Annotated in this window: 11 protein-coding genes; 4 read left to right on the top strand and 7 right to left on the bottom strand. The window is 68.9% G+C overall.

Annotation, left to right across the window (positions count from 1 at the left end; all coding sequences use genetic code 11):
- Positions 1 to 6 precede the first annotated feature (6 nt).
- Positions 7 to 474 carry a YbaK/EbsC family protein gene (locus ABIE45_RS26975; RefSeq protein ID WP_192707580.1) on the top strand — a complete coding sequence of 156 codons (468 nt, stop codon included), beginning with the start codon at positions 7 to 9 and terminating at the stop codon, positions 472 to 474.
- Positions 475 to 483: 9 nt separating this feature from the next.
- Here the strand turns inward: ABIE45_RS26975 and ABIE45_RS26980 are convergent, their stop codons facing one another.
- The 4 genes from ABIE45_RS26980 to ABIE45_RS26995 all read right to left on the bottom strand — a co-directional run bounded on the left by ABIE45_RS26980 (position 484) and on the right by ABIE45_RS26995 (position 5,315).
- Entirely contained in the window at positions 484 to 1,296 is an 813-nt protein-coding gene (locus ABIE45_RS26980) for an enoyl-CoA hydratase/isomerase family protein (protein ID WP_192707579.1), read from the bottom strand.
- Between the two features lie 23 nt (positions 1,297 to 1,319).
- Entirely contained in the window at positions 1,320 to 2,540 is a 1,221-nt protein-coding gene (locus tag ABIE45_RS26985; RefSeq protein ID WP_192707578.1) for a CoA transferase, read from the bottom strand.
- A gap of 6 nt (positions 2,541 to 2,546) precedes the next feature.
- Entirely contained in the window at positions 2,547 to 3,839 is a 1,293-nt protein-coding gene (locus ABIE45_RS26990; RefSeq protein WP_192707577.1) for an MFS transporter, read from the bottom strand.
- 225 nt (positions 3,840 to 4,064) lie between these two features.
- Entirely contained in the window at positions 4,065 to 5,315 is a 1,251-nt protein-coding gene (locus ABIE45_RS26995; protein ID WP_192707576.1) for an MFS transporter, read from the bottom strand.
- Positions 5,316 to 5,814: 499 nt separating this feature from the next.
- Between ABIE45_RS26995 and ABIE45_RS27000 the strand changes: the two genes are divergently transcribed.
- Positions 5,815 to 6,771 (top strand): L,D-transpeptidase, encoded by a 957-nt coding sequence (locus ABIE45_RS27000; protein ID WP_192707575.1) that lies wholly within the window; start codon positions 5,815 to 5,817, stop codon positions 6,769 to 6,771.
- Between the two features lie 34 nt (positions 6,772 to 6,805).
- Here ABIE45_RS27000 and glpX read toward each other — a convergent pair whose 3' ends face one another.
- The 3 genes from glpX to ABIE45_RS27015 all read right to left on the bottom strand — a co-directional run bounded on the left by glpX (position 6,806) and on the right by ABIE45_RS27015 (position 10,060).
- Positions 6,806 to 7,789: a class II fructose-bisphosphatase gene (glpX, locus tag ABIE45_RS27005; protein ID WP_192707574.1), complete on the bottom strand. Its 984-nt coding sequence runs from the start codon at positions 7,787 to 7,789 to the stop codon at positions 6,806 to 6,808.
- A gap of 158 nt (positions 7,790 to 7,947) precedes the next feature.
- Complete coding sequence (locus ABIE45_RS27010; RefSeq protein WP_192707573.1) at positions 7,948 to 9,264, bottom strand: homoserine dehydrogenase; 1,317 nt, start codon at positions 9,262 to 9,264, stop codon at positions 7,948 to 7,950.
- A gap of 109 nt (positions 9,265 to 9,373) precedes the next feature.
- Complete coding sequence (locus ABIE45_RS27015) at positions 9,374 to 10,060, bottom strand: ceramidase domain-containing protein (RefSeq protein WP_192707572.1); 687 nt, start codon at positions 10,058 to 10,060, stop codon at positions 9,374 to 9,376.
- 95 nt (positions 10,061 to 10,155) lie between these two features.
- Here ABIE45_RS27015 and xth point away from each other — a divergent pair, with 95 nt between their 5' ends.
- Both xth and ABIE45_RS27025 read left to right on the top strand, forming a co-directional pair.
- Positions 10,156 to 10,956, top strand: a complete 801-nt coding sequence (gene xth, locus ABIE45_RS27020; protein WP_192707571.1) for an exodeoxyribonuclease III — start codon at positions 10,156 to 10,158, stop codon at positions 10,954 to 10,956.
- A gap of 69 nt (positions 10,957 to 11,025) precedes the next feature.
- Entirely contained in the window at positions 11,026 to 11,649 is a 624-nt protein-coding gene (locus ABIE45_RS27025; RefSeq protein WP_192707570.1) for a glutathione S-transferase family protein, read from the top strand.
- Positions 11,650 to 11,655 lie beyond the last annotated feature (6 nt).

Genomic DNA, 11,655 nt, shown 5'->3' on the forward strand with positions numbered 1-11,655 from the left:
GGATCCATGAGCCTCGAATCCGTGCGCGCCTTCTTCGCCGAGAAGGCACCCGACATCGCGGTCATCGAGCTCGCGACCAGCACGGCGACCGTGGCAGAGGCGGCGGACGGACACGGGGTCGCGCCCGGCCAGATCGCCAAGACCCTCTCGATCCGCGTCGGCGATCAGGTCGCCCTCGTCGTGACCCGTGGCGATGCGCGGTTGGACAACAAGAAAGCCAAGGCGTTCTTCGGCGGCAAGGTGCGGATGCTCGATCTCGCTGAGGTCGAGGCGCTCACCGGCCACCCGGTCGGCGGCGTCTGCCCCTTCGGCCTGCGGGCACCCCTGCCCGTCTATTGCGACCTCTCGCTGAAGGCCTTCAACGAGGTGGTGCCGGCCGCCGGCAGCACGCACAGCTCGGTGCGCATCGCGCCGAGCCGCATGGCCGAACTGACGGACGCGGCCTGGATCGATGTCTGCGCGGTGCCGGCCTGAGCGCGGCGCTCAGCGCCCGCTCCACTCCGGCGTCCGCTTGCCTAGGAACGCTTCCATACCCTCGCGGAAATCCTGGCTCATGTAGCACATGAGGATCAGATCATCGCCGGGATGCGGCTGGCCCTCGGCCGGCGCCTCGTCCTCGGCCAGGCGCCGCAGGCCCTCCTTGGTCGCCTGCATGGTCAGCGGCGCGTGACCGGCGAGCAGCCGCGCCAGGGTGTCGACCCGCTCGGTCAGGGCCGCGCGGTCCGCCACGACCTCGCCGACGAGACCGATGGCCAGAGCCTCCTCGGCCCCGACGAGGCGGGCGGTGAAGATGATGTCCTTGACCCGCGCCGGCCCGATCAGGCCGGAGAGGCGCTTCAGATTGCCCTGGCTCAGGCAGTTCCCGAGCGTCCGGGCGATGGGGAAGCCGAAGCGCGCGTCCTGCGTCGCGACCCGCAGGTCGCAGGCCGCCGCGATGGCCGCGCCGCCGCCCGTGCAGGCCCCGGCGATCGCCGCGATGGTCGGCACCCGCAGCCGTTCCAGCGATCCAAGCACCCGGTCCATGAAGCGCTCGTAGCCGAGGGCGTCCTCGGCCGTGTTGAAGCTGCGGAACTGCGCGATGTCGGTGCCAGCCGCGAAGGCCTTGTCGCCGGCCCCGGTGATGATCAGCGCCTTGACGGTGGGGTTCTCGGTGATCGCCTCGCAACAGGTGATCAGGCCCTGGTACATCGCGAAGGTCATCGCGTTGCGAGCCTGGGGCCGGTTCAGGACGATGCGGGCGATGCCGGCCTCGTCGGTGGTGAACAGCAGCTCGTCGGTCGCGGGCTGGGCACTCATCGCAGCGTCTCCGGATGTCAGGCTCAGGCCAGGGTCTCGCGGACCACGCCTCGCGCGATCAGACCATCGATCTCGGCAGCCGAATAGCCGGCCTCCGCCAGGATCGCGCGGGAATGCTCGCCGAGCAACGGTGCGGGCCCGTGGACCCGGCCGGGCGTCTCCGAGAACTTCACCGGCAGACCCAGCGTCTTCATCGGTCCGACCCGCGGGTGATCGACCTCCACCACCATCTCGCGGGCGAGCGTCTGCGGATCCCGGTGCATCGCGTTGACGTCGAGCACCGGCCCGGCCGGCACGCCGCCGGCCTCCAGACGCGCGAGCCACTCGGCCGAGGTCTGCGCGCGGAAGATCGGCGCCAGGGTGGCGGCGAGTTCGTGTCGGTTCGCCATCCGGTCGCGGTTGTGGGCGAAGCGCTGATCCTCGGCGAGGGCCTCCGCCCCGATCGTCTTCAGCAGCCGGAGCCAGTTGGTCTGGTTGGCCGCCCCGATGGTGATCCAGCCGTCGGCGGTCTCGAAGGCCTCGTAGGGCGCGTTCAGCGGATGCGCCGAGCCCATCGGCCCGGGCGCGACGCCAGTCGCCATGGCGATGGCCGACTGCCAGTAGGTGTGGGTGATCCCGGCCTCGAACAGCGAGGTGTCGACGGCCTGCCCCCTGCCGGTCCTGAGCCGGTTGCTGTAGGCCGCCAGGACGCCCATCGCCGCCAGGATGCCGGCGGTGATGTCGGTCACGGGCGGTCCGCACTTCATCGGCGGTCGTCCGGGGCCCTCCCCGGTGACCGACATGAGCCCGCTCATGCCCTGTGCAACGAGGTCGAACCCCGCCCGGTCGGCGTAGGGCCCGGTGCGGCCGAATCCCGAGAGCGAGCAGTAGACGAGTTCGGGAAACTCCTCGCGCAAGGTCTCGTAGCCGATCCCGAGGCGCTCCATGGTGCCGCCGCGGTAATTCTCGATCAGGGCGTCGGCGCCTTTCAGCAGCCGGCGCAGCACCGCGATGCCGTCCGGGTCCTTGAGGTCGAGGCTGATGCCGCGCTTGCCGCGGTTCATCATCATGTAGGCGGCGCTCTCACCCTCGAGCGCGGGCGGAACCGTGCGACGCGTGTCGTCGCCGTCCATCTTCTCGACCTTGATCACCTCCGCGCCCATGTCGGCGAGCATCAGCCCGCAGACCGGCCCGGCCATGATGTGTGCGAGCTCGATCACCCGCATGCCGGCGAGCGGACCGGATCGTCCTGTGGCTCCCACCATCAACCGCTACTCCCCGGCCGGGACCGTGGCCGCCGGACCGACCGATGGCACGGCGGGCTCCACGAATTCCCGCTCGGGATGCATGGTGAAGGCCAGGCCGGCACCCAGCAAGCACAGCCCGATCGAGCCGACGAACGGCAGGGTCCAGCTGCCCGTCAGGTCGACGATCAGCCCGAAGACGATCGGCGAGACGATGGCCGCGAGGGCCGAGCCGGTGTTCATCAGTCCGCTGGCCGTGCCCGCATATTTCGGCGCGATGTCCATCGGCACGGACCAGATCGGCCCGATCACCAGCTCGGCGAAGAAGAAGCCGGAGGACAGGAGCAGGGCGACGAGGGTCAGGTCGCGCGTCATGAACACGCCCGCGAGGCTTGCCGCGGCGCCCAGGAAGCCGACCACGATGACCGAGAGCCGGGCGAGCTTCACGTTGCCGGTGCGGTGCAGGATCGAGTCGCTCAGCATGCCGCCGACCGTGTCGCCGACGACGCCGGCAAAGAACACACCCGAGGCGAACAGCGCCGAGTTCTTGAGATCGAGGCTGTAATTCTCCTTGAAGAAGCTCGGCAGCCAGCCGAGGAACAGCCACAGGGTCCAGCCGTAGCAGAAATACGTGATGGACACCGGCAGCATGCGCCGGGTCAGGGCGCCCCACGGCACCGTCTGCTTCGCGCCGACCTTGCGGGGCGCAGGCAGCGTCTCGAGCTCGGCCTTCGTGATCGCCGGATGGTCCGACGGATCGTCACGGAAGTAGAGATACCAGATCGCGACCCAGACGAAGCTGACCGCGCCGAGGATCACGAAGCTGGTGCGCCAGCCGAAATGGTACATCAGGAAGGCGACGATCGGCGGCGCAACCGCATTGCCGAGCCGCGCGAAGGCGTGGGTGATGCCCTGCGCGAAGCCGCGCTTGCCCGGCGCCGTCCAGTTCTGCATCGCCCGCGTCGCGGTCGGGAAGGTCGCGCCCTCACCGAAGCCGAGAAGGACCCGGGCGAGGAACAGGCTGATCAAGCCCCCGACCATCCCGGTCAGGATCGTGGCCATCGCCCAGATCATGCCGCAGGCCAGCAACGTGCGGCGGGCGCCGAACTTGTCGCCGACCGAGCCGCCGATCACCTGGAAGATCGCGTAGGGATAGGCGAACGCCGAGAGGATCAGGCCGAAATCCGTCTTCGACATGCCGAATTCGCGCATGATCTCGGCGCCGGCGGTCGCGATGTTCACCCGGTCCAGATAGGTGATGAAGTACATCACGCAGAGCAGGCCGAGCACGCCGTTCGTGGCGCTCAAGCGCTTCGCCATCGACCATTCCTCCACTCAGGGGCGCCGCCTCTCGCGGTCGCCGGGCGCCTCGATCCTTGGATCGGGCACTCTCTCGTAATGCATTATTCAAACGCTTCGCGCGCCGGAACGCAACTGCGGAAGTACGTCCTACACGCGAATCGCATCCGTGGGCTTCAACGAGAAACGGAGGCCGCGAAGGCCTCCGTCTCAAGATACACCGGATCTGCAGCCTTGCGCAGCCGGTCAGGCGGTCACCGGCCGGAGTGCCTGCGCCTCGGCCTCGGCGGCCGTCCCAAGGGCCTTGCCGCGCGGGCCGACCCAGCTGCCGACCCATTTGCGCTGCCAGAGGGCGAGGCAGCCCAGCACGATCGCGGTGAAGGCCGCGTAGCCGATGAACCCCATCGAGAACGAGCCGGTATACTGCTTCGACAGGCCCATGACGTTCGGCAGGATCGCGCCGCCGAGAGCACCGATCTCGCCGATCATCGACCCGGCCACCGCCGTATTGTTCGGCCAGCGCAGGGGCACGAGCTGGAAGAGCGCGCCGTTGCCGGCCCCGAGCGCCGCGAAGCACAGCATGAACAGGAGCGTGGTCAGCGCCAGCGACGGCGTGGCGGTCAGCGACAGGAAGGTGGCGATCGCCGCCAGGAGGACCACCGACAGGACCGCGATGCCGCCCATCCGGTCGGCGAAATAGCCGCCGACGATCCGGATGCCCGAGCCCATGAAGGCCGCCAGCATGGTCAGCCGGCCGGCCTCGACCTTCGTCACAGCGAACTGCTCGTAGAAGAAGGTCGGCAGGAAGTTGGACAGGCCCACGAACCCGCCGAAGGTGATCACGTAGATCAGCGAGAAGGCCCAGCCGTCCTTCGTGAACAGGCAGGAGATGTGCTCCTTGAACGACTGGTGCTCGCAATCCGGCGGCTCCTTGGCCAGCACGATCATGACCACGAGCGGCAGGAGCATGACCACGCCCGCGAAGGCGTAGGTGGTCTGCCAGCCGTAGGCCTGCGCCAGCGGCGGCGCGAACAGCACGGCCAGCACGGTTCCGGAATTGCCGGCGCCAGCGATGCCCATCGCCAGGCCCTTGTGCTCCGGCGGGAACCAGCCCGAGCCCAGCGACAGGGCCACGCCGAAGGACGCGCCGGCGATGCCGAGCAGGACGCCCATGGCGAGCACGTCGTTGTAGGACGAGACGAACAGGTAGCCGTAGGCCATCGCCAGCATGATCACGCTCATCTCGGTGATCGCGGCGTTCTTGCGGCCGATATACTGCGCCAGGATCCCGAGCGGGAAGCGCATCAGCGCGCCGGCGAGGATCGGAAGCGAGATCATGAATCCGGTCTGGGCCGGCGTTAGCTTGTAGGTCTCGGTGATGAACGGGCCCATTGCGCCGTTCAGAACCCAGATCGCGAAACAGAAATCGAAGTAGAGGAACGCCGCGAACAGCGTCGGGGGGTGACCCGACTTCATCACCGTCTTGAAGCTGGCCATAGCTGGTGCTCGTCTGTAGTGGGCGAACCGTCACGCGGTCGCTCATGCCGGGGATCCGGACTCACACCGTCCGCTGTTTGGAGCGCCGTTGCTCCAATGCCGCGGCGAGCGCGGCCCTCGTATCAAGCAGCAAGCGTGCCACGCCCGCGGCACCGCGGATGGACCGACAGAAGCTCAGGTCAAGGCAGCCGTGCGCGGCCGGTTTCGACGGGCGCGCTGCCGTCGATCCGGGCAGGCCTGCCGAGCAAACGGGCGGGCTGGCGCGGCTCTCACGCATCCGTGAGGGGTGGTGACATGGTCATTGCTGCACGAAGGCAACACAGGACCGCAGAAAGGCGCTCGGACACCCTGTAAGTTGCTCGCACGTACGGCCGGCAACTTGGCGATAAAGCGCAATCTTTGCTAAGCCCCGGACTGAGCTGAGCCGCGCGCTCGTGCAGGCCTGCTCGAATGCGCACCGCGGCGAGCCCGGGTGTCGCCCCCCGAGGAAATTCGAACCATGTCCGCCCCGATCCGTCGCCTCTTCCTGGCCGGCTTCACCGTCCTCGCTCTCGCCTCAGCTGCGCACGCCCAGAGCCGCGGGCCGGTCGGCGAGTCCGGCATTGATGGATTCGGGGACGACGGCCAGCTCTATCAGGACCAGAACGGCGCTTACTACGTGCGCCGCGGCGGCCGCTACCTGCCCTACACCGGCCGCACCGACTTCATCCGCCGCGCTCCGTCGGCGCCCGCAGCGGCTGCGCCTGTACAAGCCGCACCGCCCGCGCCGGCCGCCGCTCTGGACACGGATCCGACCGTCCCCGCTCGTCCGGGCGCCGTGCCGCCGGCCGAGGGGCTCTCGCCTCTGGAGGCCGCCAAGGCCAAGGCCGTGCTCCGGGCCCCCGACAACGAGCCGATCGACTACGCCAAGGCCTACGGGCCGGTCACCGACGACGTGTTCCCGATCCAGGCCTTCAACTACAAGAAGATGAACCCGGCGTTCCTCCGCCAGGAGATCGCCTATAACGGCCCCTACGAGCCCGGAACGATCATCGTCGATCCGCGGGCGCATCAGCTCACCCTGGTCGAGTCCAACGGACGGGCACGCCGCTACGGCGTGGGCGTCGGCAAGCAGGGCTTCTCGTGGTCGGGCAGCGCGACGGTCAATTCCAAGCAGGCCTGGCCGGACTGGTACCCGCCCAAGGAGATGATCGCCCGCAGCCCGAAGCTCGCCAGCGAGGTCGATAAGCTCCAGAGCGGCCTCGGCGTGGCGGGCGGCCTGCGCAATCCTCTCGGCGCCCGGGCGATGTACCTCTGGCAGGGCAACAAGGACACGCTGTTCCGCATCCACGGCACGCTGGAGCCGTTCTCGATCGGCAAGAGCGTGTCGTCGGGCTGCATCCGGATGATCAACCAGGATGCGATCGACCTGTTCAGCCGCGTCAATGTCGGCACCAAGGTCGTCGTCCTGAACTGACCCGGCCGGGCTCTAGCGGCGCTGCGGCGGCGGATCAGGTCAGGCCGCGGCGGTGCTCGCCGAGGATGCGGCGCACCGTGCCCGCCTCGGAGCGATAGACCAGCGTCTCGGTCTGGATCCGATCCGGCTTGAACCGGACGCCGCGCAGGAGCGCACCGTCGGTCACCCCGGTGGCGGCGACGATCACGTCGCCGCTCACGAGATCCGTGAGATCGTACTTCCGGTCGAGATCTTCGATCCCCATCTCGGCCGCCCGCCGTCGTCGCTCCGGCGTATCGAGGATCAGGCGCCCCTGCATCTGGCCGCCGATGCACCGCATGGCCGCGGCGGCGAGCACGCCCTCGGGAGCCGCGCCGGTCCCGAGATACAGATCGATGCCCGTCTCCTCCGGACTGGCGGTGAAGATGATGCCGGCGATGTCGCCATCCGAGATCAGGCGGACGGCCGCACCGGCCGCCCGGACCTCGGTGATCAGCGCCGCGTGGCGGGGACGGTCCAGGATCAGCGCGGTGATCTGGTGCGGCTCGACGCCCTTGGCCCGCGCCAAGGCCGCGATGTTCTCGGTGGGGCTCGCGTCCAGATCGACGAGGCCGGCCGGATAGCCGGGACCGACCGCGATCTTCTGCATGTAGACGTCCGGCGCGGCGAGCAGCGAGCCGCGCTCCGCCATTGCCATCACCGCGATGGCGCCGGGCATGTCCTTCGCACAGAGCGTCGTGCCCTCCAGCGGATCGACCGCGATGTCGACCTCCGGCCCGTCGCCGCGGCCGAGTTGCTCGCCGATGAACAGCATCGGCGCCTGATCGCGTTCGCCCTCGCCGATCACCACCGTGCCGCGGATCGGGAGGGCGTTGAGCTCGTCCCGCATGGCGTCGACGGCCGCCTGATCGGCCGCCTTCTCGTCGCCCTTGCCGCGCAAACGCGCGGCCGCGATGGCGGCGCGCTCCGTCACGCGGGCCAGCTCGAGGGCGAGCGTGCGCGGGACGCCGCGGGGAGCGGGGTTGGAAGCGTCAGCCATCGGTTCCTGCCTTTATCCGAGCCCGATCTTGAAGTCGGATCTCGGTTGAACGCCGTCGAAGGGCGGTCGTTCAGCCTACGCCGTCAGCAGCGCTGCCCAATATCCTGCATTAAGGCGTGGCCGTCCGGTGCCCAAGATGGATTCTTGTGCACAGACGGTTACTCGCGCTCGATCCGGATGACCTGTGGGGGTTCGGCGAGCAGGCCGTCGTTGCCGATCGCGTCGAGCGCCGCCCGGATGCTCCCCTCCGTCGCCGCGTAGGTGATCAGCACCAGTGGCACCGGCCGGCCCGACCGCCCGCGCGGATCCGTGTCGGCGCTCTCGATGCGGCGCTGGAGGATGCTCTCGAGGGAGATCTCGCGCTCGGCCATGCGCTGGGCGACGCCCGCCGCGACGCCCGGGCGATCATGGACCGTCAGCCGGATGTAGTAGCCGCCCTCATGGCGCTGCATCTCGACCCGCTCGCTCGGCCGCATCGCGCTGGCCGGCACGCCGAAGGTCGGACGGACGATCCCGCGGGCGAGGTCGGCGATGTCGGACAGGACTGCGGAGGCCGTGGCCTCGCCGCCGGCGCCGGGACCGATCAGGGTGAGTTCGCCAACCGCGTCCGCGTCGATGGTGACGGCGTTCGTCACGCCCATCACCTGCGCGATCGCCGAGGATTTCGGCACCATCGTCGGGTGAACCCGCTGCTCGATGCCGGCCTCGGCGGCCTGCGCGACGCCGAGCAGCTTGATCCGGTAGCCCAGCTCGTCCGCCATCCGCAGATCGAGGGGCTGCACCCGCGAGATACCCTCGACCGATACGCCCTCCGCGTCGATCGCGGTGCCGAAGGCGAGGCTGGTCAGGATGGCGAGCTTGTGGGCCGTGTCGAAGCCCTCGACATCGAAGGTCGGGTCCGCCTCGGCGTAGCCGAGCGCCTGGGCGTCCTTCAGGCAGGCCTCGAAGGTCAGGCCCTCCCGCTCCATGCGGCTGAGGATGTAGTTGCAGGTGCCGTTGAGGATCCCGTAGACGCGGGAGATCGCGTTGCCCGGCAGACCCTCGCGCAGGGTCTTGATCACCGGGATCCCGCCGGCCACCGCCGCCTCGAAGGCGAGCGCCACGCCGTTCTGCTCGGCGAGGGTGGCGAGGGCGGCACCATGGCGGGCGAGGAGCGCCTTGTTGGCCGTGACGACCGGCTTCCCACCCCCGAACGCCGCTTCGACGACGGCCTTGGCGGCGCCTTCCGCGCCGCCGATCAGTTCGACCACGCAGTCGACATCGTCCGAGCGCGCCAGCGCGACGGGATCATCGAACCACGCGATTTCGGAGAGGTCGAGACCGCGGTCGCGGCTCCGGTCGCGCGACGAGACCGCCGTGACGCGGATATCGAGACCCGCGGCCGTCAGCGCCGCCCGTCGGCGCTCGACCATCCGGACCACGGACGCACCGACGGTGCCGAGACCGGCGATCCCGAGGCGAAAGCTCACTGTCATGATCCCTTCTGTGCCCGAGCGACCGCCACCGGTCGGGCGCCCGACGCCGCGCACTTCTGCAAGAATTCCGCTTGAGCCGCAAGGAAACCGCCAGACGGCCGCGGGCCCGTCAGCCGGTCGCCTCGCGGTGCCGCACGGCTGTCGCGACAAGGGCGTAGAGCACGGCGGCGTTCAGGACATGCCAGAGCGGATGCGTGCCGAACGGCAGCACCGCGCAGGCCGCTTGGTCAGCGGTGCGCGCCGCAAGGGAGATGAGGAACAGCACGCCGATGCCGGCAAGCCGGCGCCCGGTGCCGATGAACCGTTCCTGGGCCGATCCCATGGTGGCCCAGGCGACGCCGAACAGGGCGAGCAGCGCCGGCAGGTAATCGATCGACCCGTTGGTCAGGCTCGACACCCCCGCGCCGGTCAGGCCGTCCAGCATCGGTGAGAGCGCGAAGTTGAACAGGGCGAACCCGGCCGTGGCGGCGGTGACGCGCGCCGGAGCAAGGCGCAGGTAGCGGTGCAGCGCCAGCGCAAGATAGGCGTAGATGAAGACCGCGATCGGGATCACGTCGGCGAGCATCGCCCAGTAGACCGCCAAGGTGTGGAACAGGAACGAGCCGATCCCGACGACGGCGATCAGCGCCGCCAGGCCGAGACCGGCGCGGTCCGGCGGCTCCGCTGCACGGGCGCGGTAGGCTGCGGCTGCGGCCGCGAGCAGAAAGACGCCATTGGAGAGAGCGTTGGCGGGCTCGCCCCAGAATCCCGGCCCGCTGCGCTCGCAATAGGCCCTGACCGGCTCGAACCAATCCATCCGTCGATCCTAGATCCCCGACCTTGCGCGAGGATGGCCTTGTCAGCGCGACACGAAGTGCGGATGACGGGCTGGCGGCGATCGGATGCGAGGCAATGCGGATAACGACCTGGAACGTGAACTCGATCAAGCAGCGGCTGCCGCACCTGCTCGCCTTCCTGGACGAGGCCCGGCCCGACGTCGTCTGCCTGCAGGAGCTGAAATGCCAGGACGAGGCGTTTCCGCGCGCGGAGATCGAGGAGGCGGGCTACGCGGTCGAGGCGCTCGGGCAGAAGGCCTATAACGGCGTCGCGCTGCTGGTCCGGAAGCCGCTGGCGATCGCGCCGGACTCGGTCCGGCGTGGCCTTCCGGGCGACCCGGCCGATGAGCAGGCCCGTTACATCGAGGCCCTGATCTCGGGTGACACGGAACAACCCGTGCGGGTTGCGTCGATCTACCTGCCAAACGGCAACCCGGTGGACAGCCCGAAATACCCCTACAAACTCGCCTTCATGGAGCGGCTGCGGCTGCACGCCCGCGCCCTGATGGACGACGAGATCCCCGTGGTGCTCGCCGGCGATTACAACGTCATTCCCGAGCTCGCCGATGCGGCCGATCCGGAGGCTTGGCGCTCCGATGCGCTGTTCCTTCCGGCGAGCCGGGCGGCATTCCGCGCCATCTTGGCCGAGGGCTACACCGACGGCCTGCGCGCCTGCGACCCGCGGGACGGGCTCTACACGTTCTGGGACTATCAGGCCGGAAGCTGGCAGCGGAATTTCGGCATCCGCATCGATCATCTGCTGCTCTCGCCGCAGGCCTGCGACCGGCTGGTCTCGGCCTCGGTGCAGAAGCACCTGCGCGGCCTCGACAAGCCGTCGGATCACGTGCCCGTGACGGTGGAGCTATCGCCGGGTTGAGAAATTATGCTCCTGGCGAGTGGGCCGGCTCGGCAGGCCCAGACTCGTTTCCCAAAACAGGAGCCCTCTTTGATCGTCTACGGCACCGGCTATTCGCCCTATGTCCGCAAGGTCCTGGTTGCGCTCACCGAGAAGGGTGTGACCTTCGAGCACAGGCCCGTGATGTTCCACGCGCCGGATCCGGATTTTCGGGCCGCCAGCCCTCTCGGGAAGATCCCTGCCATCGAGGATGGCGCGTTCCGGCTCGCCGATTCCTCGGCAATCCTTTGGTATGTCGAGCGCAAGCATCCGACGCCGGCCCTGGTCCCTTCGGAGCCGGAGGCGTTAGGTCGCGCCGTCTGGTTCGACAAGTTCGGCGACACCGAACTCTTCTCCAAGCTCATCGTCCCGTTCGTCGAACGCGTGCTGAAGCCTAACATGATGGGGCAGCCCACCGACGAGGCCGCGGTGGCCAAGGCGCTCGACAAGGATCTGCCGCCGCTCTTCGACTATCTGGAACGGGAGATCTCGGGCCCGTACTTGGCGGGCGATGCCTTCAGCATCGCCGACATCTCCATCGCGACCGGCTTCTTCAACTTCAAGCTGGCGAAGGCCCAGATCGACGCCGAGCGCTGGCCGAGGCTGGCCGGCTATGTCGCCGCGACGCTGGCGCGACCCTCCTTCGTGGCCGCGCAGGAATCACGGAAGGGCTGAAAACCG

The sequence above is a fragment of the Methylobacterium sp. OAE515 genome, from assembly GCF_041806315.1.
Taxonomy (GTDB): domain Bacteria; phylum Pseudomonadota; class Alphaproteobacteria; order Rhizobiales; family Beijerinckiaceae; genus Methylobacterium; species Methylobacterium tardum.